At 59.9% G+C, this 23,247-nt stretch carries 23 protein-coding genes and 1 tRNA gene; 13 read left to right on the top strand and 11 right to left on the bottom strand.

Annotation, left to right across the window (positions count from 1 at the left end):
* Positions 1 to 15 precede the first annotated feature (15 nt).
* From bamC to C4J90_RS07045, 6 genes are all read left to right on the top strand, one after another.
* Entirely contained in the window at positions 16 to 1,131 is a 1,116-nt protein-coding gene (gene bamC / locus C4J90_RS07020; RefSeq protein ID WP_124361739.1) for an outer membrane protein assembly factor BamC, read from the top strand.
* Positions 1,132 to 1,135: 4 nt separating this feature from the next.
* On the top strand, positions 1,136 to 1,894 hold the full coding sequence (locus C4J90_RS07025; RefSeq protein WP_124369961.1) for an MBL fold metallo-hydrolase: 759 nt from the start codon (positions 1,136 to 1,138) through the stop codon (positions 1,892 to 1,894).
* 27 nt (positions 1,895 to 1,921) lie between these two features.
* A complete protein-coding gene (purC, locus tag C4J90_RS07030) occupies positions 1,922 to 2,635 on the top strand; it encodes a phosphoribosylaminoimidazolesuccinocarboxamide synthase (RefSeq protein ID WP_003172493.1) in 714 nt (237 codons plus the stop codon).
* Between the two features lie 83 nt (positions 2,636 to 2,718).
* Positions 2,719 to 2,808 (top strand) — tRNA-Ser (locus C4J90_RS07035).
* Positions 2,809 to 2,929: 121 nt separating this feature from the next.
* Positions 2,930 to 3,325 (top strand): nucleotidyltransferase domain-containing protein, encoded by a 396-nt coding sequence (locus tag C4J90_RS07040; RefSeq protein ID WP_124361741.1) that lies wholly within the window; start codon positions 2,930 to 2,932, stop codon positions 3,323 to 3,325.
* The gene (locus C4J90_RS07045; protein WP_124414095.1) at positions 3,315 to 3,758 is read left to right on the top strand and encodes a DUF86 domain-containing protein; all 444 of its coding nucleotides are present in this window, start codon (positions 3,315 to 3,317) and stop codon (positions 3,756 to 3,758) included. Before C4J90_RS07040 ends, C4J90_RS07045 begins: the two co-directional genes overlap by 11 nt.
* 425 nt (positions 3,759 to 4,183) lie before the next feature.
* Here C4J90_RS07045 and C4J90_RS07055 read toward each other — a convergent pair whose 3' ends face one another.
* From C4J90_RS07055 to C4J90_RS07065, 3 genes are all read right to left on the bottom strand, one after another.
* The gene (locus tag C4J90_RS07055; RefSeq protein WP_124361743.1) at positions 4,184 to 5,410 is read right to left on the bottom strand and encodes an MFS transporter; all 1,227 of its coding nucleotides are present in this window, start codon (positions 5,408 to 5,410) and stop codon (positions 4,184 to 4,186) included.
* 218 nt (positions 5,411 to 5,628) lie between these two features.
* Positions 5,629 to 5,946, bottom strand: coding sequence for a type II toxin-antitoxin system RelE/ParE family toxin (locus tag C4J90_RS07060; RefSeq protein WP_124361744.1), 318 nt, complete (start codon positions 5,944 to 5,946; stop codon positions 5,629 to 5,631).
* Complete coding sequence (locus tag C4J90_RS07065; protein WP_177412848.1) at positions 5,943 to 6,224, bottom strand: type II toxin-antitoxin system ParD family antitoxin; 282 nt, start codon at positions 6,222 to 6,224, stop codon at positions 5,943 to 5,945. Before C4J90_RS07065 ends, C4J90_RS07060 begins: the two co-directional genes overlap by 4 nt.
* A gap of 332 nt (positions 6,225 to 6,556) precedes the next feature.
* Between C4J90_RS07065 and C4J90_RS07070 the strand changes: the two genes are divergently transcribed.
* Positions 6,557 to 7,459 (top strand): LysR family transcriptional regulator, encoded by a 903-nt coding sequence (locus C4J90_RS07070; RefSeq protein WP_065886461.1) that lies wholly within the window; start codon positions 6,557 to 6,559, stop codon positions 7,457 to 7,459.
* On the opposite strand, the gene C4J90_RS07075 is transcribed toward C4J90_RS07070, so the two are convergent.
* Both C4J90_RS07075 and C4J90_RS07080 read right to left on the bottom strand, forming a co-directional pair.
* Positions 7,451 to 8,209, bottom strand: a complete 759-nt coding sequence (locus C4J90_RS07075) for a substrate-binding domain-containing protein (RefSeq protein WP_124419491.1) — start codon at positions 8,207 to 8,209, stop codon at positions 7,451 to 7,453. The genes C4J90_RS07070 and C4J90_RS07075 overlap by 9 nt on opposite strands.
* Positions 8,206 to 9,513 (bottom strand): MFS transporter, encoded by a 1,308-nt coding sequence (locus tag C4J90_RS07080; protein WP_124419492.1) that lies wholly within the window; start codon positions 9,511 to 9,513, stop codon positions 8,206 to 8,208. The genes C4J90_RS07075 and C4J90_RS07080 overlap by 4 nt, the downstream gene beginning before the upstream one ends.
* A 455-nt stretch (positions 9,514 to 9,968) precedes the next feature.
* Between C4J90_RS07080 and C4J90_RS07085 the strand changes: the two genes are divergently transcribed.
* On the top strand, positions 9,969 to 10,892 hold the full coding sequence (locus C4J90_RS07085; RefSeq protein ID WP_124361748.1) for a LysR substrate-binding domain-containing protein: 924 nt from the start codon (positions 9,969 to 9,971) through the stop codon (positions 10,890 to 10,892).
* Between the two features lie 82 nt (positions 10,893 to 10,974).
* Here C4J90_RS07085 and C4J90_RS07090 read toward each other — a convergent pair whose 3' ends face one another.
* The 5 genes from C4J90_RS07090 to C4J90_RS07110 all read right to left on the bottom strand — a co-directional run bounded on the left by C4J90_RS07090 (position 10,975) and on the right by C4J90_RS07110 (position 16,497).
* Entirely contained in the window at positions 10,975 to 11,916 is a 942-nt protein-coding gene (locus C4J90_RS07090) for a LysR family transcriptional regulator (protein ID WP_124406538.1), read from the bottom strand.
* Positions 11,917 to 12,054: 138 nt separating this feature from the next.
* The gene (locus C4J90_RS07095; protein ID WP_124419493.1) at positions 12,055 to 13,242 is read right to left on the bottom strand and encodes a cyanate transporter; all 1,188 of its coding nucleotides are present in this window, start codon (positions 13,240 to 13,242) and stop codon (positions 12,055 to 12,057) included.
* Positions 13,243 to 13,333: 91 nt separating this feature from the next.
* Positions 13,334 to 14,740, bottom strand: a complete 1,407-nt coding sequence (locus C4J90_RS07100; RefSeq protein WP_124419494.1) for a saccharopine dehydrogenase C-terminal domain-containing protein — start codon at positions 14,738 to 14,740, stop codon at positions 13,334 to 13,336.
* 241 nt (positions 14,741 to 14,981) lie between these two features.
* On the bottom strand, positions 14,982 to 15,596 hold the full coding sequence (locus C4J90_RS07105) for an NAD(P)-dependent oxidoreductase (protein ID WP_124419495.1): 615 nt from the start codon (positions 15,594 to 15,596) through the stop codon (positions 14,982 to 14,984).
* A gap of 34 nt (positions 15,597 to 15,630) precedes the next feature.
* Positions 15,631 to 16,497 (bottom strand): MBL fold metallo-hydrolase, encoded by an 867-nt coding sequence (locus tag C4J90_RS07110; protein ID WP_124419496.1) that lies wholly within the window; start codon positions 16,495 to 16,497, stop codon positions 15,631 to 15,633.
* A 105-nt stretch (positions 16,498 to 16,602) separates the two neighbouring features.
* Between C4J90_RS07110 and C4J90_RS07115 the strand changes: the two genes are divergently transcribed.
* Together C4J90_RS07115 and C4J90_RS26845 are read left to right on the top strand one after the other, a co-directional pair.
* Positions 16,603 to 17,508, top strand: coding sequence for a LysR family transcriptional regulator (locus C4J90_RS07115; RefSeq protein WP_124419497.1), 906 nt, complete (start codon positions 16,603 to 16,605; stop codon positions 17,506 to 17,508).
* 98 nt (positions 17,509 to 17,606) lie between these two features.
* The gene (locus C4J90_RS26845; protein ID WP_164484515.1) at positions 17,607 to 17,783 is read left to right on the top strand and encodes a hypothetical protein; all 177 of its coding nucleotides are present in this window, start codon (positions 17,607 to 17,609) and stop codon (positions 17,781 to 17,783) included.
* A 41-nt stretch (positions 17,784 to 17,824) separates the two neighbouring features.
* Here the strand turns inward: C4J90_RS26845 and C4J90_RS07120 are convergent, their stop codons facing one another.
* Positions 17,825 to 18,703 carry a helix-turn-helix domain-containing protein gene (locus C4J90_RS07120; protein ID WP_124361755.1) on the bottom strand — a complete coding sequence of 293 codons (879 nt, stop codon included), beginning with the start codon at positions 18,701 to 18,703 and terminating at the stop codon, positions 17,825 to 17,827.
* A 187-nt stretch (positions 18,704 to 18,890) separates the two neighbouring features.
* On the opposite strand from C4J90_RS07120, the gene pobA reads away from it, so the two are divergent.
* From pobA to C4J90_RS07135, 3 genes are all read left to right on the top strand, one after another.
* On the top strand, positions 18,891 to 20,075 hold the full coding sequence (gene pobA, locus C4J90_RS07125; protein WP_177413423.1) for a 4-hydroxybenzoate 3-monooxygenase: 1,185 nt from the start codon (positions 18,891 to 18,893) through the stop codon (positions 20,073 to 20,075).
* Between the two features lie 66 nt (positions 20,076 to 20,141).
* A complete protein-coding gene (locus C4J90_RS07130; protein WP_256658930.1) occupies positions 20,142 to 21,656 on the top strand; it encodes an MDR family MFS transporter in 1,515 nt (504 codons plus the stop codon).
* Positions 21,657 to 21,869: 213 nt separating this feature from the next.
* On the top strand, positions 21,870 to 23,171 hold the full coding sequence (locus tag C4J90_RS07135) for an IS4 family transposase (protein ID WP_124419103.1): 1,302 nt from the start codon (positions 21,870 to 21,872) through the stop codon (positions 23,169 to 23,171).
* Positions 23,172 to 23,247 lie beyond the last annotated feature (76 nt).

Genomic DNA, 23,247 nt, shown 5'->3' on the forward strand with positions numbered 1-23,247 from the left:
GAGGAAGCACTACGCATGAAGCGATTGGCCGGACTTTCCGCACTTGCCTTGATTATCTCCAGCACCAGTGGCTGCGGTTGGGTATGGGGCCCGGAAGGCTACTTCCGTGACCGCGGTAGCGATTACCTGGAAGCGCAAGCAACCAAACCGATGCAACTGCCGCCTGACGTGAGCGTCGCCAAGCGCCTCGACCCGCTGCTGCCTATTCCGCGCAATGTCGCCGATGACACCGTCAAGGGCGAATACGTGGTGCCACGCCCGCAACCGATCACGGCGGTGGCCGATGCCAGCGACTACAGCCTGCAGAAGAGTGGCGACAACCGCTGGATCGTGGCTCAGCGCCCACCCGCCGAAGTCTGGCCGGTGGCCGTGCAGTTCTTCCAGGACAACGGTTTCCGTCTCGACCAACAGCGTCCGCAGACCGGTGAGTTCACCACGGCCTGGCAGCGCGGCAGCGAACTGTCCGCCAACATGGCCCAGCGTCTGCAGGCCAGTGGTGTAGCCGCCGATAATGAAGCCCGTGTGCGAGTGCGCATCGAGCCAGGCGTGCAGCGCAATACCAGTGAAGTCTATGTGGTCAGCGCCGAGCGTCCTGCCGGCAGCACCGCCAACGTCGATTTCACCAACCGCTCGGTCAATACCGGTGTCGACGCCGCGCTGGTCGACGAGATGCTGGCCAGCATGAGCCGTATCTCCGAGAAGGGCGGCTCGGTTTCCCTGCTCGCCGCACGCGATTACGACACACCGAGCCGCGTCAGCCTTACCGAAGATGGCAGCGGCAACGTGGTGCTGAACCTGGGTGAAGACCTGGATCGTGCCTGGGCCAGCGTCGGTCGCGCGCTGGAGCAGGGTCCTTGGCGCGTTGAAGACATCAACCGCAGTCTGGGCCTGTACTACATCAACGTGGCTGAAAAGGCCGAGAAAAAAGACGACGAGCCAGGTTTCTTCGGCAAATTGTTCGGCAGCCAGCCGACCAAGGAAGAAGTCGAGACCCGCGCCGAGCGTTACCAGGTTCGTTTGAGCAAGGTTGGCGAGAGCGTGCAAGTCACGGTCGAGAAGAACATCAACACCGTCGCGCCAGCTGAAACAGCGCGCAAGGTGTTGGGCGTGATTCAGGACAACCTGGGCTGATCCGATGCGTTTTGCTGTTCTCGGTAGCGGTAGCCAAGGGAACGGCACGCTGGTCGCCCACGACGACACGTACGTACTGGTGGATTGTGGTTTCTCGTTAAGAGAAACCGAGCGGCGCCTGCTGCGCCTGGGGGTTCACCCCGCGCAGCTGAGCGCGATTCTGGTGACCCACGAACATGCCGATCACGTGCATGGCGTGGGTTTGCTGTCTCGGCGCTACAATCTTCCGGTGTATCTGAGTCGCGGCACGTTGCGTGGGATGCGCAAACCCGTTGAACCCGCAGGTTTCCTGGCGGGAGGCGAGCAACTGCAGATCGGTGCCCTGAGCATCAGTGTTGTCGCGGTCGCTCACGATGCCCAGGAACCCACGCAATATGTATTCAGTGACGGCGAGCGGCGCTTCGGTGTGCTCACCGACCTGGGTTCCTACTGCGCCAAGGTGCTGGACGGTTACCGCGACCTCGATGCCTTGATGATCGAGTCCAATCACTGCCGAGACCTGCTGGCTCGCGGTCATTACCCCTACTTTCTCAAGCAGCGGGTGGGCGGCGAACTGGGACATTTGAACAACCATCAGGCGGCGTACCTGGTGTATGAGTTGGGCTGGCAAGACCTGCAACACCTGGTCCTGGCCCACCTGAGCAGCAAGAACAACCTGCCGACGCTTGCCCGGCAATGTTTTGTCGACACCCTCGGGTGCGACCCGGACTGGCTGCAACTGGCCGATCAAGATTCAGGGCTCGACTGGCGACATATCGCCTAGCCCACCTCACTCAAAGCGGAGCCCATCATGGAAAAACGTGAAGAACTCTACCGCGGCAAAGCCAAGTCGGTATACAAGACCGACGACGCCAACCGCCTGATCCTGCTGTTTCGCAACGACACCTCGGCGTTCGACGGTAAGCGCATCGAGCAGCTTGATCGCAAGGGTATGGTGAACAACAAGTTCAACGCTTTCATCATGCAGAAACTCGAAGAGGCCGGTATTCCGACCCAATTCGACAAACTGCTGGGCGACAATGAGTGCCTGGTCAAGAAGCTCGACATGATCCCCGTCGAATGCGTCGTGCGTAATTACGCTGCCGGCAGCCTGGTCAAGCGCCTGGGCGTGGAAGAGGGCCTCAAGCTCAATCCCTACACCTTCGAACTGTTCCTGAAGGACGACGCCAAGGGCGACCCGTTCATCAACGAATCCCACGTCGTGGCCTTCGGCTGGGGCACTGCTGAACAATTGGCGCGCATGAAAGAGTTGTCCCTCAAGGTCAACGACGTGCTGAGCAAACTGTTCGACGACGCCGGCCTCTTGCTGGTGGACTTCAAACTCGAATTCGGCGTGTTCCACGACGGCTCCATCGTCCTGGGCGACGAATTCAGCCCTGACGGCTGCCGCCTGTGGGACAAGGACACCAAGAAGAAGATGGACAAAGACCGCTTCCGCCAGGGCCTCGGTGACGTCATCGAAGCCTACGAAGAAGTCGCCAATCGTCTCGGCGTACCGCTGTAATCGACGCAAGCATCTGATAGCACGGAAAAAAATCTCAACAGAGCTTTGCTTCCACGAAACAGGCTGTTATGATGCGCGCCGTTGGAGAGATGCCAGAGTGGCCGAATGGGACGGATTCGAAATCCGTTGTACCTTCACCGGTACCTAGGGTTCGAATCCCTATCTCTCCGCCATTATTTATAAACGAAAACCCCCAATAACTTTGATGTTGTTGGGGGTTTTTGTTTTTGGGGCAGAAATGCTCAGATGAATTCTGCTACGGTCATCATCACCTGATGACAATGTGGGTCGATCATGAATTTTGAAAAAGTGCTCACACATTTACAGGCTAATCTTCCAGGCCTGTTGGCGGTGTACGTCTTTGGTAGCCAGGTGACGGGCGAGGCCAATGCTGACAGCGATCTTGACTTGGCTGCGCTGATTGAGGGGAGCATTGACCCACTGCACTTGTGGCGTCTATCCGGAGAGTTGGCGGATATCGTCAAAGTCCCTGTTGATTTGCTGGACTTGCGTGCGGCTTCGACGGTCATGCAATACCAAGTCATAACGACTGGGCGTCGACTCTGGAGTAGGGACAGTCAGGCTGGTATTTTTGAAAGCTATATTCTCAGCGAGAAAACCGCGTTGGATTCTGCCAGGGCTGAGCTGCTAGTCGACATTCATAAGGACGGGACGGTATATGGTCGATGATGTACTCATTAACAAGGCTGCCAGCATCGAGCGTTGTGTTGCTCGAGCTCGCGAGGAATACGAAAAAGATCCTGCCAGTTTCGCCACCGATTTTACCCGTCAGGATGCGGCCATTCTCAATATTCAGCGCGCCTGCGAGGCCGCGCTGGACATGGGGCAGCATCTGATCCGTCGTGAGCGCCTGGGCGTTCCCCAGGGCGCTCGTGATGTGTTCGAATTGCTGGCACAGGGCGGATGGGTGAATCCTTCTTTGTTGACCAACCTGAAAAATATGGTCGGTTTCCGCAACATCGCAGTGCATGAGTATCAGACGCTTCAATTGCCGATCACGGTTGCCATCATTACTAAACACCTGGGCGATTTTCTGGCATTCAGTTCACATGTTTTAACCAGGGATTCGGGCCAGCCGCCCGCTTCGAAAGACGCTCCATAATGCGTTTCCGCGCCCGTGTAGCCGGCAGCTAATCCTCAGTCACCAGATCGGGCGTGGAAGGCAATCGCCTCCGTTCGTCTACAAAGTGCGGCGCCTGAAGCTTCGGCTTTTTACCCTTTGATTCTTCTGACGACTTTTTATCGGTTTCCCGCACCGTTTCCCGTGGCCTCTTCTTCGCCTCGTCCGCAGTTACATATTCCCCTGTGACGGCATCTCGATATCTTGTTGGCATATAAGCTCCCTGAAAGTATGTCGCCACACCAGCGACCTTCTCAGGCTAGTCCAAGGAATTACGCACGCCCGTCTTGCGCTGGGAATTCTCATTACCAGGCTTTTCAATAAGCATGTTCAATAATCATCCACGCTCAAAATGAAAAAGCCTGCTGAACTCACGCTCAGCAGGCTTTTTCGCGGTCTCAACCCGGTCAGGCCGGCTGCGCCACCAAGCTATTACTCACTTTGCGTCCCAGCACCAATACCGTCGCAAAACCACATCCTACCAACACCGTCGCCAGGCTCAACAACACCGAGCTACCCATCTGATCGACAATTCGCCCACCAAAGAACGAGCCCAGGGCAATGATCACCTGAAACAGCGCGACAAACAGTGGCATGCCGCGCTCCACGTCCTTGGGTGCCACGACAAACATCCAGATGCTGGCGCAGGCAGGGAAAGCACCGAAGGCGAAGCCCCAAAGGGCTATCAGCATCGCGGCGCCGGTCATGCCGGTGGCGAAGTAGGGGAAGAGCGCGGTGCTGGTACCGATCATCAGCGCGACCAACAGCAGGGTGTTGCGGACGCTGCGGTTGGCGGCGAAGCCAGCGAAGACATTACCCATCACGCCAGCCACGCCATACAGCAGCAACAGTGAGCCAATCGTCGGGCCGTCAAAGCCTGAACTGTGTTTGAAAAACGGCGCGACATAGGTGTACGCGGCAAAGTGTGCCAGGCCGATCAGCAGTACGGCGATCAACCCGACCCGAGCTTGTGGGTTGATGAACAAGGCCGGCAGGTCGCGGATCTGAATGGCTTTTTCCGGGGTGAGTCGGGGCAGCAGGAAAACCTGCGCCAGCAACACCGGAATGCCCACCAGTGCGGTGACCAGGAAGGTCATGCGCCAGCCCATCAGGCCGCTGAGCCAGGTGCCGACAGGCACGCCCAGTACGGTGGCCAGGGTCACGCCCATCATGATGATCGAGGTGGCTTTCGCCACGCCCACGCCCTTGGGCGCCAGCCGTCCGCTGAGCGCAATGGCCGTGGCCCAGAAGCCACCAATACTGATGCCGAGCAGTACACGCCCAAACAGCAATAGGTTGAAATCACTGGCGAAGGCCACCACCGAGTTGGCGATGATCATCACCAACGTCAGGCCGATCAGCAGATAGCGACGGTCCATGGTGCCGATGCTGACCGACAGAAACGGCGCGGCAAGCGCGGCCATGATGCCGGGCAGGGTCACCATCAGCCCGGCGTGACCGGCGCTGATGCCCAGATCGCTGGCGACATCATTGAGCACGCCCACCGGGAGAAATTCGCTGGTCACCAGGGCAAAAGCGCCCACGGCGACCGAGAGAATCGCCAGCCACTGCTGTTTGACACTTTGTTGGTTATGTTCGGGAAGCCCGCTAGGGGCCTGGCTCGCGCTTGGCATGAATTGGGTTCCAAGAGGAATGTCGCCTGAAGCCAGGCGGGGGAGGGAATTTGGAAGGGATTATAGAAAGCAGTGTGGGCAATTGGGCAGGCGCTCGTTTCGATAGTAATCATCAGTGCCATCGATGTGACGAGGCGTGCACTTATTCAATCCGCAAGAAGAAATACTAAAAGCCTGCTGACCCGTTTTCAGCAGGCTGTTTTATCCAGTGTTGGACGTTAACTCTCATCTCCCTGCAACAGCGCCGTGTAGTCTTGCCCGCCGTAAAATATCCCCACTATCGATACCGTTTCGCAGCCAGCCCTCACCCTGAAAGCAATGAGGGTGGTGCGACGATAATGGGTGATGCGCAAGCCTGTCAGCAGGTCGTCACGGCGCAAGCCACGCAAGGGAAACAGGGCAAGGTTTTCACAGTAGCTGACGAGATTGTCGACAAAACGCGCAGCCACAGTCGGGGAGCCGACATCGCTGATGTAGTCTTCGAGGGCATCGAGTTGCGCCAGGGCTTCAGGCGAAAAGACTACCGAGTAGCTCACGCTTTCCCTGTGCCTTTGCGCTGACGTTTGACTGCCATGTGTTCGCGGACCTGTTCAGCGGATAGCCCGAGCTCAGGCTCAGCCTCGAGGGCGGTCGCTGCAGGAATGACTTCATCCCTCAGCCAGTCGTCCATGGCACGGTCACGTGCCAGCAGCACGCGCAGGCCATCCCGAATCACTTCACTTTCGCTGGCATATTCGCCGGCAGCCACCTTGGCTTTGACCAGGGCAGCCATTTCAATTGGCAACGTAATGCTCATTTGCTGGGTTGAGCGCATTTGGATGTCCGCCAGAGGTGAGTAGGATTCAATCCTACTTGACCATTGGCGCGATGCAAGAAGCAGCTGATCGATGCCGATATCCGGCATCTCGTCGTCCATCCAGAAGTGGTAGGTTTCCATGCGGTTTTGCCTCTCCCGTTGTGTAGGTCAGGCCGCAAGTATTGACCCGTTTTGGCGATTGCGTGGTCTGGGGACGCTGATAAGCTGCTGATATGTATGACTTCATATGTGTAACAGCGTTATCTCGGCCAGCCCGCCCGGCACGCATGGCATCCCACCGGCTCCCATACGATAATGCCCGCCACCCCGACCACTTTGGCCTGCCTCCCGTGATCATCAACTTCGACCTCAACGACCTCCAAGCCTTCCGCGCCGTGGTAGACAAGGGCAGTTTTCGCGGCGCTGCCGAGGCCATCCGAATCTCCCAGCCGGCCCTCAGCCGGCGTATCGAAAAGTTGGAATCCGCGCTCGACGTCAAACTGTTCGAGCGCACCACGCGGCGGGTCAGCCTGACCATGGTCGGGCGGGCGTTCCTGCCCCAAGTCGAACGCATGCTCGACGACCTCGACATCGCCTTGATGGGCATCAGTAACGTCGCGTCCACGCGCATGGGCAACGTCACCATCGCCTGTGTGCCGTCCACCGCGTACTACTTCATGCCTCATGTCATCTCCGAATTCCACAAGCTGTATCCGAAGATTCGCCTGCGGGTGCTGGATGCCAGTGCCGGTGAGGTATGCAATGCGGTGGAGAGTGGCGAGGCGGATTTTGGCGTGAGTTTCAGCGGCAGCCTGGCCGATGAAGTGGAGTTCGAGTTGTTGCTGCAGGAGCGCTATGTGCTGGCCTGTCGTCGTGACCATCCGTTGGCCGCGCGTGAGAGCGTGACGTGGACCGAAGCCTACGAGCATGACTACATCACGGTGGACAAAACCTCGGGCAACCGCTTCCTGCTGGACCAGGCCCTGCGCGGCGTGCGTGTGAAAAAGCCGAGTATCTGCGAGACCCACCACGTGACTACCATGATCGGGTTGGTGGAGGCGGGGTTGGGCGTGGCGATGGTGCCGTCAATTGCGATGCCGGCGTGCGAACACCCGATCCTGGTGAGTGTGCCGCTGGTGGAACCGCAGGTGATGCGCAATGTGGGCTTGATCAAGCGCCGCGGGCGGACATTGCCGCCGGCGGCGCTGGAGTTGGAGCGGTTGGTGCGGGAGATGCCGTTTCGGTCAGCGTGACACCGAGTCCAGTCCGGTGGACTGCACCACCGGTTGGGCTTCGGGCGACGCCATGAACTGCAGCAGCGCCTTGGCCTCTTGCGGATGTTCGGCGTTTACCGGAATGCCCGCTGCAAAACGCGTAACGGACTGCACGTCCTCCGGGATTTTACCTACAAACGTCACGCCCTTGACCGGCAATAGTTCCGCCACCTGCTGCAAGCCGACTTCGTAGTCACCCTTGGCGACCTGTTCGCCCACCGGCACGCGTTCGATCATAGTGCCCTTGGCGGGCATGCCGAGCTTTTGGAACAGCTCCTTCTCGACATACACACCGCTGGCGCTGTCCGAATACGCCACTGACTTGGCCTTGCTCAGCACGGCCTTGAGTTCGGCATCGGTGCCGATCGATGGTTTGACCGCGCCTTCCTTCACCACCAAGCCAATCCGCGAATCCGCCAGTTCCACGCGGGAGGCGGGGTCGACCTTGCCTTGTTTGATCAGCTCATCCAGGGCGTAGCCGACCATGATCACCACATCGGCGTGTTCGCCACGGGCCAGGCGGTTGGGAATCGCTTCCGGCGCCTTGCCCATGGACGGGCCGAGGATAGTGTCGAGGGTGTCACCGCTGTGCTTGGCATATTGCGGGCCGAGCAATTTATACGCGGCAGTGAAGCCACCGGAGGTCATCACCTTGAGTTCTTCAGCGTGGGCTGACAGCGCCAGGGCGCCGAGGACTACGGCTGTGAGGGTTTTGAACAGCGGCTTCATTGTGCGGCCCCCTGCATGACCTGGCCACGGGCATTGGCGCGGCGATACAGCGCCAGGGTAGAACACAGGGCACACAGCGCAGCGAATATCATCCAGTAAGCCGGCGACGCTTTATCTCCGGTGATGTGAATGAACCAGGTAGAGATCGCGGGCGTGAAGCCACCGAACACCGCAGTTGCCAGGCTGTAGGCCAGGGAGAAGCCTGCGACGCGCACTTCTACCGGCATGATTTCAGTCAGCGCCGGGATCATTGCGCCGTTGTACATGCCGTAGAGGAAGGAGAACCACAGCAGGGTCTCCAACATATGCGCAAAGCTTGGCGAGTTGACCACGTAGGACAACGCCGGGTAAGCCGTGAGAACGGTCAGCACCGTCATGGCGACCAGCACCGGCTTGCGGCCGAAGCGATCGCTCAGGGTGCCGCCGATCGGCAGCCAGACAAAGTTCGACACCGCTACCAGCAACGTCACCAGCAGCGCGTCGGAGGTGCTCAGCTGCAGCACGGTCTTGCCGAAGGTCGGTGCATACACGGTGATCAGGTAGAACGCGGTGGTGGTCATGGCCACCATCAGCATGCCGCCAATCACCACGGTCCAGTTTTTCACCAGGGTGGCCATCACTTCACGCATGGTCGGGCGGTGCTTGCGGTTGGCGAACTCTTCGGTCTCCTGCAGGTTGCGCCGCAGCACGAAGATAAACGGAATGATCACACAACCGACGGCGAACGGAATGCGCCAGCCCCAGTCGGCGACCACGGCCGGCTCCATCCACACGTTCAAGCCATAGCCCAGTGCGGCCGCGACCACAATCGAGATCTGCTGGCTGCCAGACTGCCAGCTGGTATAGAAGCCCTTGCGGCCCGGGGTGGCCATCTCGGACAGGTACACCGACACACCGCCCAATTCCGCGCCGGCCGAGAAGCCCTGCAGCAAACGACCCAGCAGCACCAGCAACGGTGCCCACAGGCCAATGGTCTGATAACCGGGCACCAGCACGATCAACAGCGTGCCGCTGGCCATGATCGACAGGGTCACGATCAAGCCTTTGCGCCGACCCACGTCATCGATATAGGCACCCAGGATGATCGCGCCCAACGGCCGCATCAGGAAGCCTGCACCGAACACGGCGAAGGTCATCATTAATGATGCAAATTCATTGGCGGCGGGGAAGAAGGCAGCGGCGATGTAGATGGCGTAGAAACCGAACAGAAAGAAATCGAACTGTTCGAGAAAGTTGCCCGAAGTAACGCGCAGTACGGCGCCTACTTTCGAGGAAGCAGCCGCAGGCCGGGAAGGGCTAGTCATGGTTTTGTGTCTCCAGCGTTCTTTTTAAAGTGCTTGTTTCGCTTAAGACTTGGGATAGTGGCTGACACATTTAGAAATGATAAGTGACAAATTTGGATAGATTGATGCGTCTTGGCTATCAATCGAAAGAGCCTTCGGAATTGTCGGTCCTGTTCTACGCTTGAAGCTGGGTTCAATGCTTATGAATGGGAGGTGGCTATGGGTGACGAACACAAACAGCACAATGAGTCGGAGCGTGAACAGCCTCGGCAACGACCTGAGGAAGAAAAACCGCAAACCTGGAAGCATCCCGACGATGGGACTGAGCTTTCAGAGCGGGATCAGGAATTTCCTTTGAAACCTTGATGTCAGGGACGACGCGACCCAACTCTGGAAACCCGATGCGTCGAACGACATAGACGTCGCCCCGTTGCCTTTCTAAACTGCGGCTTGTCTTGGGGAAGGGGCAGGCGCCGATGAATCGCAATGAATTACGCAAAGCCGATATCAACCTGATGGTGGTCTTCGAAGCGCTGATGCTTGAGCGCAACGTGACCCGGGTGGCGGAGAAGCTGTTTCTCGGCCAGCCGACCATCAGCTCGGCCCTCAATCGTCTGCGCACTTTGTTCAATGACCCGTTGTTCATTCGCGTCGGCCACCGCATGGAGCCCACCGCGCGCGCCGAAGAAATCATCCAGCACTTGTCGCCGGCCTTGGATTCGCTGTCGTCGGCCCTGAGCCTGACCCATGATTTCGACCCGTCCATCAGCACCATGACCTTTCGTATCGGCCTGTCCGATGACGTTGAATTCGGCCTGTTGCCGCCGTTGCTGCGGGCTCTGCGGCAGGAGGCGCCGCAGGTGGTGTTCGTGGTACAGCATGTGGATTACTGGCGCATTCCCGACCTGCTGGCCTCCGGCGATATCACTGTCGGCATTACCCAGACCCGCGGCCTGCCGGCGAATGCCAAGCGTAAATTGCTGCGGCATATCCGGCCTTGCCTGTTGCGCGCCGATGCGTCCGACACACCGCTGACCCTCGACGAATATTGCGCACGGCCCCATGTGCTGGTGTCCCACACCGCCAATGTGGCCGGGTTTGCCGATGAATGGCTGGCGGAGATCGGCCGCAAGCGGCACGTGGTACTGTCGGTGCCGCAATACAGCTCGCTACCGGCGCTGCTCGCCGGCACCGACATGATCGCCAGCCTGCCGGACTACACGGCCCAGGCCATGGCCGCCGGCGGGAACCTGTTCTGCGAGGCGTTTCCATTTGAAACGCCGACCCTGGACTTGTCGATGGTCTGGCTCAGCCACGTCGACACCGACCCGGCAGAACGCTGGATGCGCTCGCGGCTGGAGGCGTTCATGAGTGATCGAGGGCTCGGCGTCCAAGTCTGATTCACCGTTTCGCAAAGAAGCCGCAGGGAGTGACAAGCTGCAAGCGCCAAGCTGACAGCCACCCCGGCACCTCTTGCCGCTTTTAACTTGCCGCTTGTAGCTGCTCCTCACACACCTTCACCACTTGCTCGCGAAACCAGGTATTGGCGTTGTCCTGTTCGCTGGTTTCATTCCACTGCATATCCAGGGTGAAGCCCGGCAGACCATTCGGCGCTTCGCAAAACCCGTACGCCGCAGTTGACGCCAGCAGCTTTTGCACGCGGCGGGGCAGGGTCACGATGAAGTCGGTGCCGCTGATCATCTTCAACGCCGCGCTGTAGCTGTTGGCCCGCGCGATCACCTGGCGTTTGTGGGCCTGACGCGCCAGCCAGCCGTCGATCATGTTGGTGTCGGACGTCCAGGGCGTGGGAAACACGTGGCGCCGCTCGACGAAGGCCTGCAGGCCGAATGCCGGTTCCCGGGGCGCCGCGCGTTTATCGAAGACGCATACCAGGTCATCTTCGAGCAGCATTTGGGTCTTGAAGTCTTTATGGGCACGGTGAAAATTCGGGCCGAAACAGATCACCAGGTCGAGGCGGCCTTCGCGCAAGTCGTCGGCGGGAATCTCGGCTTCCAGCTTGCGCACGTTGACGATCACCGGCAGGTCGGCGCGGTCGAAGTTTTTCAGCAGGCGCGGCAGGATCAGCTGTTCGAAGTATTCCGGGGCGCACACATTGAAGGTCACGGCCTTGCGGGTCGGGTCGAAGGCCTGGCCCCCGGCGTGGCACAGGTTGATGCTTTCGAGGATTTTCTGCACATGGCCGTACATCGTGGTGGCCTTGTACGTCGGACGCATGCCTGCGCGGGTGTTGATAAACAGCTCGTCTTCGAAACTGGTGCGCAGTTTCTTCAGGCTGTAGCTCACAGTGGATTGGCTGACGAACAGCGTTTCGGACACGTCGGTAACGCTGCTCTGGTCGTAGACAGCGATAAACACCATCAAGTCCTGCATATCGAGCTTTCTGAGCAAGTTACTGTTTAACATCGGTTCCGTCCGTAAAACCCTTTGTACCGAACTCAGTACAAGACTGCGCAAAATGTTAACGGAACGCTCGTACCAATAGAAAGCTCTGTAGGACTCTTCTATGTTTTGGGTGGGACAAAAAGTGTTTACAACACGACCTCAGCGGATATGCCGCGCGTAATGCGCGGGATTGAAGCGCGTGACCATCAGCAGCATCACCACCACCACGGCCGCCAATGACCACCAGGCCCATTCGAAGCTGCCCAATTGGTCGCGGATCATCCCGGCGATCAGCGGCGAGAGGCCGGCGATCAGGTAGCCGACGCCCTGCACGAACGCGGTCAGGCCACCGGCACGGCGCGGATTGTCGAGGTGGTCGAGGGACAGGATCAGGCTCATCGGAAACAGGCCGCCGATCCCCAGGCCGAGCAGGCACGGCCACACCAGGCTCAGGTGCTGCGGGCTGAGGATCAGGCCGCAGAAGCCGATGATGATCAGCACCAGCAAGACCGCGACCACGCCGCGTTTATCCCGGCGCCGATTGGCGATGGCGGGGGTTGCCAGGCCGGAGACGACCTCCATGGCGGTCAGCAGACCCAGCAGCAAACCGGCCTGCTGTTCGCTCCAGCCCTGCTCGACGTAATACGGTGCCAGCCACGCCAGCACACAGGTGTAGCACGCCGTGCCGAGGCCGAAAAACAGCGCCAGCAACCAGGCCCGGCGATTGCCGAAAAACGACGCCTGCGGGCCGCTGTTGACCTGAGGCAAGGGCGGCAACGCCGAGCGCTGGGCGTACCAGAACACCAGCCCCAGCAGCGCCAGCCCTGCCCATATCGCAAGACCCATGCGCCAACTGCCGGTGTGCACTTGCACAAAGGGCGCAAACGAGGCGGCCAGTGCCGCGCCGCCCATGATCGCGGTGACATACAGGCCCATGAACAACGAAACGTCAGCGCTGAAGCGCGACTTGATCAGCGCCGGCATCAACGCCTGGATCAGCGCGATCCCGATGCCTGCGGCAATGGCGCTGACAATCAGCTCCAGCGCTGAATCCAGCCACAGCCGCGACACTGTCGCCACGCCGATCACCAGCAACGACACCACGATACTGCGGTGTTCGCCAAAGCGCCTGGCCAGGCCCATGCCAAAGAACATCGCCAGGCCCATGCCCATCACCGGCAACATGGTCAGCAAGGCCGCGCTGCTGAAATTCAGCGGCACCTCAGCGCGAATCGACGACAACAAAGGCCCCACGGCCGCCATCGACGGGCGCAGGTTGAGGGCGACCAGCACCACACTAATCATCAGCCACACGGCGGTGGTGGGTTTTGCCTGAACGTTTTCCATGGGCCTGCCTTGAATGAACCAGGGCGAATCAGGCCACGGGTGGGCGAGGGCAGGCAAATGAGAAAGTCGTTGGGGCTATTGAAAAAATGCTTTATGCCCCAGCGAATTGCGCAAATTGCCACGGGTATTGAATGTCGTCGCGTTTGTCCTGTGCGCTCGTATGGGTCGGCCGCCAGTCGGTTCGCTGCGCAACCACACGCCCGAGGTAGGGGGCGGCCGTGTCGAGGATAGGCGTATGGTCCATATCCTCGGCCTCGACGATACCCCGGTCAGGATTGCGCGCCGCCCAGACCATTCCTGCGAACACCCCTGCGGCGACCTGCAGGCTGGTGGCCGTATTGAACGGCACTAGAACCCGCGCCTGGTCAACCGACAGCATCGAGCCAAACCAATAGGCATTCAAGGCATGTCCCATGAGCAATACCCCGAGCGCATCGATCCCGCCGTCGGCAACTTCACTCCCCATCACCCGTTTGCTGCGCGGAGGCGCCCAGTCGTTACCGATCAACTCGTTGATCGACAACAGTGCGTCGTCGCAGCAGCGGTAGGCATAGTGCAGCGTGGGGCGATAAATCACCTCGTCGTGTTCGCGTAGCGTCAGGTAATCGGCCAATGAGCAGGTTTCATGGTGGGTAATCAGCAGGCCCAGGCAGCTGCCCGCCACGGGTGTCCAGGTTCTGACGGGCACGGTGGCACTGGGGTGATCCAGATAGATCGCGTTTTTCGCCCCGGTACGATGGCGTCGTGCGTCTTTGCGCCAGTGTCGTTCATGGGTGCCCCACGCCAACTCTGCTGGCTGCCCGGCCTCGCTGATAAAACCGTCGACCGACCAGGTATTGATGAACTCTCCAGCTTGTCTGGGCTGGGTGGAGCGTTGCGTATCGTGCTCGGCGATATGCACCACCTTGACCCCCATCTGCATCGCCAGGCGCGCCCACTGCACTTGGCCGTCAGCGAGGGGCGCCGGGTGCTTCAACTCGTCAGCCAACCGCATCAGGCCGGCCTTGAGCAAGTGTGAAATCAAGCCCGGGTTGGCGCCATGGGCGACCACCGCCGTAGGCCCCTTGCCGAGCCTGTTGCGCAGCATGAGCATTTGCTGGCGCAAGGCGTAGTTGGTGCGTTGGGCGCTGGACAGTGCCGGGTCGATATAACCGCCAGCCCAGGGTTCGATACAGGTGTCGAGGTACAACGCGCCTGCATGGGCGGCGTAAGTCATCAGGGCGATGGAGCTGACGTCCACGGATAAATTGAGCAGGAAGTCGCCGCGGTCGACATATCGGTCAAGCAAGGCTTCGTAGTTGTCTTCGTCCAGGTGCGCTTGGATAAAGATGATGTTGTTGGCTTCAAACCATGAAGTTTGCTCAAGCACGGGCGCAATCACAGTGATGGTGCGCAGGATCAGCGTTTCTTGTTGTAGCAACAGCGGCAACGTGGCTTTGGCGATCGAGCCAAAGCCAATCACCACGAGATTGCCGGAAAATATCGATAACTTAGCCATGCAGCCTCCTTGTGCATCAACACGGTGCATGGCTTGAATGTTACGGCGTTGTACCCAGGCGTCTACTGGCAGAATTAACAGGGTGGTTGAAGTGGTCCACAGCTCAAAATAGTCTCCTGCATCCACAGCCGCTGATGGATTGGCTGCACACATGCGGGAGGTGGCTTGCCCTAATGCCACTGTAGGAGCGAGGCGCCCGCCTCGCTCCTACAGTGGACTACTTTCGCTTAATTGACGGGTGTCAGTAGCCAACGGTGAAGCGTTTGCGCGAGTGCTTGGGGGTTTCCACTTCATCGAGCATGGCAATGGCGTAGTCGGCGAAACTGATCGAGCTTGTTCCGTCACTGCTGACCAGCAGATCATCCTGGCCCAGGCGGAATTTACCGGTGCGCTCGGTTCCATCGAACAGGGCCGACGGCGACAGGAAGGTCCAATCCAATTCCTTTTCCTGACGCAGCGCTTCCAGGAACTCAGCCCCCGCACTGGCTTCAGTTTTGTATTCTGCCGGGAAGCCCGGGCTGTCGATCACCCGGCTGCCGTCCGGCAGCAGCAGCGAGCCGGCGCCACCCACCACCAACAGGCGTTTGACCCCGGCCTTTTTGACCGGGCCGATCACGGCGCTGGCAGGCAAGGTGGCAAAGTGCGCCGCACTGATCACCACATCGCTGCCGCTTACGGCCTGTTGCAGGGCATCGGCGTCCAGGGCATCGACGCGTTTGGCCGTGATGCCAGGGCGTACGGCCAGTTTGTCGGTATTGCGCGCGATGGCAGTGACGGTATGGCCACGGCGCAGCGCTTCTTCCAGCAGTTGGCTACCGGCACGGCCGGTGGCACCAATGATTGCGATCTTGCTCATGACGTTCTCCAGTCAGGTCAGGGTTTAAAACCAATTACCACTTCATTTCGCCCTTGGCGACTTTGGCGCTCAACTGCAGCGAGCTTTCGTCGGCGAGGGTCGGGTAGCGCTTTTTCATCGCCGCGATCAGGGCGGCAGAATCCTTGGCCTTGGCGGTTTCGATGTCGAAGGCCTTGATGTAGTCGGCGGTGAAGGTGACTGAGGCAGGCGATGGAGTACCCAGGTAGTGGCCCGGAATCACGGTGGTCGGCTTCAAGTCTTCAATACGTTGCAGAGTGGCCAGCCAATCCTTGTGGGACTGCGGGGTCTGGGTGTCAGCCATCCACAGGTGAATGTTTTGCGCGACCACCACGCCGCCGACCACGGCCTTGATCGACGGAATCCACACAAAACTGCGATCCGGCTGCGGGCCGTCCAGGCCGATGACTTCCAGTGACTGGCCTTCCAATGTCAGGCTGTGGCCTTCGAGCACCTGTGGCACGAGGGTCTTGGCCGGTTTGTCGGCGCCCATTTTCGGGCCCCAAAACGCCAGTTTGGCGGCGACGGTGGCGTTGATATGGTCGACCACCGGTTGGGGCGCCAGCACTTTCGCCTCGGGGAATGCGGCGGTGAGCGTGTCGAGGCCGAAGTAGTAGTCCGGGTCGCCGTGGCTGATGTAGATGGTGGTCAGGTGTTTGCCGCTGGCGCGGATGTTCTGCACCAGTTGCTCGGCCTGGCCCTTGCCGAATTGTGCGTCCACTAGGATCGCGTCCTTGGCACCGCTGACCAGCACCGAGCTGACCGGGAAAATCGCGGCTTCGCCGGGGTTGTATACCTCGAGTGTCAACTCTGCCGCCAGTGCGTGGGCGCTGAAGGCCAGGGCGGCGGTCGCCAGGGTCAAGCGTTTGAAGGTCGAGAACATCGGGCAGCTCCTGCCATCGGTAAGGGATGCGCAGAGCTTAGTTGCATAAAACATCACAAAAAATGCGATGCTGAGACATAGTTTGTTTCTGAAATCGGGCAAATCATGGATCGTCTTCAAGCAATGCGCGTGTTTGTCAGCGTGGTGGACCTGGGCAGTCAATCTGCCGCCGCCGATCATCTGGACCTGTCGCGCCCAGTGGTCTCGCGCTATCTGGCCGAGCTGGAAGATTGGGTCGGCGCGCGCCTGCTGCACCGCACCACGCGCAAGCTCAGTCTCACGGCTGCCGGCAGTGAAACCCTGCCGCGTTGTCGGCAATTGCTGGAACTGTGCGCTGATATGCAGGCCGCCGTCAGCGAGCCCGATGAGACCCCGCGGGGCCTGCTGCGCTTGAGTGTCAGCACCTCGTTCGGCCAGGCGCAGTTGGGCGCGGCCATTGCCGAGTACGTCAAACGCTACCCGTTGGTGACGGTCGACCTGCAGATGCTGGATCGCACGGTGAACCTGGTGGATGAGCGCATCGACCTGGCGATCCGCACCAGCAACGACCTGGACCCGAACCTGATCGCCCGGCGCCTGACCGTATGCCGCTCGGTGGTGTGCGCCACGCCGGCTTATCTGCAGGTGCATCCGGCGCCGCAGAAAGTCGAAGACCTGGCCCGGCACAACTGCCTGACCCACTCCTACTTCGGCAAGAACCTGTGGCATTTCGAGGAAAACGGCGAGCATGTGTCGGTGCCCGTACACGGCAATATCACCGCCAACGAGGCCAGTACGTTATTGCGTGTCACGCTGGCTGGGGCAGGGGTGGCGATGCTTCCCAGCTATCAGGCCGGCGACCTGATCCGCAGCGGTGAACTGGTGCGCTTGCTGCCGGGGGCCGAGCCACGGCAGATGAATATCTATGCGGTGTATGCCTCGCGCAAGCACATGCCCTCGGCGTTGCGCAGCCTGCTGGATTTTCTGGTGCTGCGGTTTCCCGAGGCGCCCGCTTGGGATGCCGGTCTCTGAGGCGACATAAACGGGCTGAATGGCCTGCAATCATGGCAACTTGCCCGGACTGACCTATGCTTTAAACAGCACCGTATAGATCTGTTCAGAGGTGTGTCATGAGTATTAAAACCAGAAAGTACCTGATGATTTTCAGCCTGTGCGCATTGGCTACCGCGCTGTACGGGACGGCCGCGTATCGCGTGGAACAGACGCGGATGCAGCCCACCTTTGCGATCAGTTGCCATCAGGATATGTGTGTGCCCCGCAGCGGCAGTTTCAGTGCCTTGCGTTGATGCCGGACACGCTGCACGCCGCCCCATGTTCAATGCTGCGTTCAATGCTGCGGGCTATCGGCCTTCAGCTGCTCGCGAAACGCTTTGGGTGAGAATCCGACCCTGCGGCGGAACAAGCGTGAGAAGTTGGTCGGGTCGGAAAACCCCAGCACTTCCGACATTTCATTGATCGTCATGCTGGTGTAAGTGAGCAGGCGCTTGGCCTCCAGCAACTGGCGGTCATGCATGATCTGCAAGGCTGGCTGCCCGCCCAACTCCCGACACGTCCCATTCAAGTGTGAGACCGAGATGCCTAACTTGTGGGCCAGGTCTTCAATCTTGGGGTGTTCGCGGTAATGCTGTTCGACCAACTGGGTGAAGCGTCGGAAATATTCACGGCTGCGTGGCACCCTGGGGTGGCGGCGCTGGATCGCCTGGCGGCTGACCCACACCAGCAGCACGCTGACCAGGGCGTGCATCATCATGTCGCGTGCCGGTTGATCGTCGGCGTACTCGTCCTGCAAGCGGGTGAACAGGTTGTTGAGGTAATCACTGTCCTTGCCCGCCGGGTAGTTGCCCAGGGCGTGCAGGCCATCGACCGTGCTGCCCAGTTGCGCCTGCAAGTGGCTGACCAGGGGCGCCGACAGGGTCACCACGTAACCTTCGACATCTTCGGAAAAACGAAAACCGTGCACACACAGCGGCGGCAGTACCTGCAGGCTCGCTTCGTTGAGGGTGGTGCGCTGGCCTTCGATTTCCAGGTGTGCCTGGCCTTTGTGCACGTACAGCAGCTGGCAGAGATCCGCGTGCCGGTGGGGTTGGATTTCCCACTGGTATTCCCGACTGCGCCGGGAAATGGTTTCGCAGTGCAACAAATCGGGGGTCGGCCACTGTTGGCTTTCCCCGTAAAGCTTGAAGACCGGAATCGCGGTGTTGGTCATGGTTTCAATCCGATACTCAGGAAGTGGTCGGTAATCGCCCCGATTGGCAAAAAGCGCAGGCTTTGAAACAGTTTTCACCTTCTTATGCTGCTCGCTCAAGTGAAAAATGTCAGCCACACGTCCACTGACAACTCTTTCACTCGTTCGGTTCGGGTGAAGCCTGCAGGCCATAAGAATAATGAAAACGCTGAAAACCCAAGTCGCTATTATTGGCGCCGGGCCTTCCGGACTGCTGCTCGGCCAGTTGCTGCACAATGCTGGCATCCAGACCCTGATCCTAGAGCGCCAGGCCGCCGATTACGTGCAAGGCCGCATCCGCGCCGGGGTGCTGGAGCAAGGCATGGTCGACCTGCTGCGCGAGGCCGGTGTCAGCCGACGTATGGACGCCGAGGGCCTGGTGCATGACGGTTTCGCCTTGGCGCGCGATGGCCGACTCACGCACATCGACCTCAAGACCCTGACCGGCGGCCAGTCGGTGATGATCTACGGCCAGACCGAAGTCACCCGCGACCTCATGGCCGCCCGCGCAGCAGCCGGCGCCACGACATTGTATGAAGCCTCGAACGTACAACCCCATGACCTGAAAAGTGAGCGTCCCTGGCTGACCTTCGAGCATCAGGGCCAGGCCTTTCGCCTGGAGTGCGATTACGTCGCCGGTTGTGATGGCTTTCACGGCGTGGCCCGTCAGTCGATTCCGCCCGAGGCGCTGCAGGTGTTCGAGCGCGTCTATCCGTTCGGCTGGCTGGGCATGCTTGCCGATACGCCGCCGGTGCACCCGGAGCTGGTGTACGCCAAGCATTCCCGTGGCTTTGCGCTGTGCAGCATGCGTTCGCCGACCCGCAGCCGTTACTACTTGCAGGTGCCCGCGCAGGAGCCTTTGGCCGACTGGTCGGACGAGCGCTTCTGGGATGAGCTGAAAACCCGCCTGCCCGCCGACCTGGCTGAACGGTTGGTCAGCGGGCCGTCCCTTGAAAAAAGCATCGCACCGCTGCGCAGCTTCGTGGTGGAGCCGATGCAGTACGGGCGCCTGTTCCTGCTCGGCGATGCCGCGCACATCGTGCCGCCCACCGGCGCCAAGGGCTTGAACCTGGCGGCCAGTGATGTGAACACCTTGTTTCGGATCTTGCTCAAGGTCTATCGCGAAGGGCGCGTGGAGTTGCTCGAGCGGTACTCCGCCATCTGCCTGCGGCGGGTGTGGAAGGCCGGACGGTTTTCCTGGTGGATGACCTCGATGCTGCATCAATTTCCCGAGGCGGACGGCTTCAGCCAGCGCATTGCCGAGAGCGAGCTGGATTACTTCATTAACTCCGAGGCGGGGCGCAAGACCATCGCGGAAAATTACGTCGGGCTTCCTTACGAAGCTATCGAATAGCCTGCTATCGTATTCGGCATTCCCGCAAGCTGCCATTGCCTGCGGGCCCTGCTCGAAGGTTCTGCCGTGACTGCTCTCAATCCGCCCACTCCAACCGTTCCCGCCGTGCGCAGCATCCTCGCCGCGCTGATGCTGGCGATCTTTCTCGGCGCGCTGGACCAGACCATCGTCGCCGTGTCGATGCCGGCCATTTCTGCGCAATTTCATGACGTCAACCTGCTGGCCTGGGTGATCTCCGGCTACATGGTGGCGATGACGGTGGCGGTGCCGATCTACGGCAAACTCGGCGACCTGTACGGGCGGCGGCCGATGATGTTGTTCGGCATGGGGCTGTTCACTGGCGCCTCGCTGTTCTGTGGCTTGGCGCAAAGCATGGAGCAGTTGGTGTTGGCACGGGTTCTCCAGGGCATCGGTGCCGGCGGGATGGTCTCGGTGAGCCAGACGATCATTGGCGACATCATCCCACCTCGTGAACGCGGGCGTTATCAGGGGTATTTCAGCAGCATGTACGCGGTGGCCAGCGTCGCCGGGCCGGTGTTGGGCGGTTATATGACCCAATACCTGTCCTGGCGCTGGGTGTTCCTGATCAACCTGCCGTTGGGCGCAGTTGCCTGGTACGTGGCCCATCGCACCCTCGTGGGGTTGCCGGTGCCGCAACGCAAGCCGATCATCGATTACCTCGGCACCGTGCTGATGATCATCGGCTTGACCGCTTTGTTGCTCGGTATCACGCAAATCGGCCAGGGCCATGCCTGGCGTGACGATCAAGTGCTCGGGCTGCTGGCCTGTGCGTTGTTGGCGTTGAGCGTGTTCGTATGGCATGAACGCCGCGCGCCGGAGCCGTTGTTGCCCATGCACCTGTTCGTCAACCGCAGCGCGGTGTTGTGCTGGTGCACGATTTTCATCACCAGCTTCCAGGCGATTTCCCTGACCGTGCTGATGCCGCTGCGTTACCAGACCGTGACCGGCGCCGGTGCCGACAGCGCGGCTCTGCACCTGCTGCCCCTGGCGATGGGGTTGCCGATGGGCGCCTATTTCGCCGGGCGCATGACGTCGGTGACGGGCCGCTATAAACCGATGATCCTCAGTGGCGCGGTGTTGAGCCCCCTGGCGATTTTCGGCATGGCCTACAGCGCGCCTGAGGCAGTCGGGCTGACGTCATTGTTCATGCTGCTGTGCGGGATTGCTGCGGGGATGCAGTTTCCGACGTCGCTGGTGGGGACGCAGAATTCGGTGGAGCAGCGTGATATTGGCGTGGCGACCAGTACGACCAACCTGTTCCGCTCCCTGGGTGGGGCGGTGGGGGTGGCGTGTATGTCGGCGTTGCTGTTGGCGTTGTTGCAGGATGGGAGTTTTGTTCATTTGGCCAGTGGTGCGTTGGTGGGCGAGGGGGGCTCTGGCAATGTGCTGCTTGATGGGCTTAACGCTGCGCCTGGGGCGGCGCGGGATGCGTTGCGGGGGGAGTTGGCGGTGACGTTTCGGCATTTGTTGATGGTGAGTGCGGGGGTGTCGTTGTTGGGGTTGGCGGCGGCGGTGGTGATGCCGGATCGGGTGTTGCGGGGGCTTGGGGATAAGCGCTGAGGGGTTGGGGGCGTGGCGGCCTCTGGGCCGACCATGTAGTGAGTTTTATTGAGTACATATCCGTTATTTATGTCATGGCGGCTGGCGGTTCCGCTCTTACAGCCAGCCCTTTCAAGGTCTTTGATAAAATCCCGCAAAACTCCGATCAGGGTGACGAAAGCGATGTGGGCAGAGGTTCTAGCGCGGTTTGAGAAAAAAGCACCGGCCAGTGTCATGACCAGAGTGATATTGGAGCAGGCTGTTCCTGCTGAATGGGTCGACCAGATATTCGAAGAGCACCGTCAGCGGCAGTACCCACGAGAGCTTTTGTTTTCAACCATCGTTGAACTGATGTCCCTTGTTTCATTGGGTTTGCGACCTTCGCTGCATGCCGCCGCGCGACAGATGGAAGATCTTCCTGTCAGCTTGGCGGCGCTGTATGACAAGGTCAGTCGTACAGAGCCTGCGCTACTGCGCGCCTTGGTCACCGGTAGCGCAGAGCGTTTGGCACCGACGATAAAAGAACTGGGGCACACAGCCATTTTGCCTGGTTGGCAACTACGGGTCGTTGACGGTAACCACCTGCCTTCGAGCGAAAAGCGTCTGGGCGCTTTGCGCCGTGAACGAGGCGCCGCCCGGCCTGGTTTTTCCGTTGTGGTTTACGACCCCGATCTGGACCAGGTCGTTGATCTGCAGCCTTGTGAAGATGCCTATGCCAGCGAACGCGTCAGCGTGCTGCCGTTGCTGGAAAAGGCCAACGCGGGGCAACTGTGGATGGCTGATCGACTCTACTGCACGCTTCCAGTCATGGAGGCCTGCGAAGATACCGGGGCCTCGTTCATCATTCGCGAACAGAGCAAACATCCACGTCTGCTTAAGGAAAGCGACTGGCAGCTGCCTGTTGCGGTCGCGGCAGGCAGCGTGCGTGAGCAAATCATCGAAGTAAAAGGTGGACGCCAGTGGCGGCGAGTCGAACTGAGCCTGCAAAACCCCACCGAATCCGGCGACACCACGCTGCTGTTCTGGAGCAACTTGCCCGACTCTATCAGTGCTGAGCAAATCGCCGATTTGTACCGCCGTCGTTGGAGCATCGAAGGGATGTTCCAGCGCCTGGAAGCGGTGTTGGACAGTGAAATCGAAACCTTGGGCAACCCTAAAGCAGCCCTGTTGGGATTTGCATCAGCCGTGTTGGCTTACAACGTTCTGGCCGTGCTCAAACGCAGCGTCGAGCAGGCTCATCGCCAGACTTTGCCCGACGATTGGGATGCATCGATTTTCCACCTGACGGTGCAGGTACGCAGCGGTTACGAGGGAATGCAAATAGCCTTGCCAGAATATTTATCCATCCCTATCCCCGCAGCGGGGCTGGCTCAATACCTGCTTGCACTTGCTCGAAATATCCAGCCCAAAGCGGTCGTCAAGAGCAAGCGGGGGCCGAAGGTGCCTAAACCCAAGGAATGGCTGGAAGGCAAAGCCGCGAATGCCCATGTGTCGACGGATCGGGTGCTCAAGGCCGCTAAAATCAAAAGACCTTGAAAGGGCTGGCTCTTACAGCGGGTCACTTTTGGAAGGACCCAAAAGTAACCAAAAGGTCCTCGCCCCACCACTCGGT

This window comes from Pseudomonas sp. R2-60-08W (assembly GCF_003852335.1).
GTDB lineage: Bacteria > Pseudomonadota > Gammaproteobacteria > Pseudomonadales > Pseudomonadaceae > Aquipseudomonas.

Bases quoted from the DNA above. Each gene is read 5' to 3' on its own strand.
- C4J90_RS07080 (WP_124419492.1), bottom strand. From the start codon at position 9,513: ATGACTAGCCCTTCCCGGCCTGCGGCTGCTTCCTCGAAAGTAGGCGCC.
- C4J90_RS07135 (WP_124419103.1), top strand. From the start codon at position 21,870: ATGACCAGAGTGATATTGGAGCAGGCTGTTCCTGCTGAATGGGTCGAC.
- C4J90_RS07055 (WP_124361743.1), bottom strand. From the start codon at position 5,410: ATGCCAAGCGCGAGCCAGGCCCCTAGCGGGCTTCCCGAACATAACCAA.
- C4J90_RS07075 (WP_124419491.1), bottom strand. From the start codon at position 8,209: ATGAAGCCGCTGTTCAAAACCCTCACAGCCGTAGTCCTCGGCGCCCTG.
- C4J90_RS26845 (WP_164484515.1), top strand. From the start codon at position 17,607: ATGAGTATTAAAACCAGAAAGTACCTGATGATTTTCAGCCTGTGCGCA.
- C4J90_RS07120 (WP_124361755.1), bottom strand. From the start codon at position 18,703: ATGACCAACACCGCGATTCCGGTCTTCAAGCTTTACGGGGAAAGCCAA.
- C4J90_RS07100 (WP_124419494.1), bottom strand. From the start codon at position 14,740: ATGGCTAAGTTATCGATATTTTCCGGCAATCTCGTGGTGATTGGCTTT.
- C4J90_RS07065 (WP_177412848.1), bottom strand. From the start codon at position 6,224: ATGCGCTCAACCCAGCAAATGAGCATTACGTTGCCAATTGAAATGGCT.
- C4J90_RS07110 (WP_124419496.1), bottom strand. From the start codon at position 16,497: ATGTTCTCGACCTTCAAACGCTTGACCCTGGCGACCGCCGCCCTGGCC.
- C4J90_RS07025 (WP_124369961.1), top strand. From the start codon at position 1,136: ATGCGTTTTGCTGTTCTCGGTAGCGGTAGCCAAGGGAACGGCACGCTG.
- purC (WP_003172493.1), top strand. From the start codon at position 1,922: ATGGAAAAACGTGAAGAACTCTACCGCGGCAAAGCCAAGTCGGTATAC.
- C4J90_RS07085 (WP_124361748.1), top strand. From the start codon at position 9,969: ATGAATCGCAATGAATTACGCAAAGCCGATATCAACCTGATGGTGGTC.
- C4J90_RS07095 (WP_124419493.1), bottom strand. From the start codon at position 13,242: ATGGAAAACGTTCAGGCAAAACCCACCACCGCCGTGTGGCTGATGATT.
- C4J90_RS07045 (WP_124414095.1), top strand. From the start codon at position 3,315: ATGGTCGATGATGTACTCATTAACAAGGCTGCCAGCATCGAGCGTTGT.
- C4J90_RS07090 (WP_124406538.1), bottom strand. From the start codon at position 11,916: ATGTTAAACAGTAACTTGCTCAGAAAGCTCGATATGCAGGACTTGATG.
- C4J90_RS07115 (WP_124419497.1), top strand. From the start codon at position 16,603: ATGGATCGTCTTCAAGCAATGCGCGTGTTTGTCAGCGTGGTGGACCTG.
- bamC (WP_124361739.1), top strand. From the start codon at position 16: ATGAAGCGATTGGCCGGACTTTCCGCACTTGCCTTGATTATCTCCAGC.
- C4J90_RS07105 (WP_124419495.1), bottom strand. From the start codon at position 15,596: ATGAGCAAGATCGCAATCATTGGTGCCACCGGCCGTGCCGGTAGCCAA.
- C4J90_RS07040 (WP_124361741.1), top strand. From the start codon at position 2,930: ATGAATTTTGAAAAAGTGCTCACACATTTACAGGCTAATCTTCCAGGC.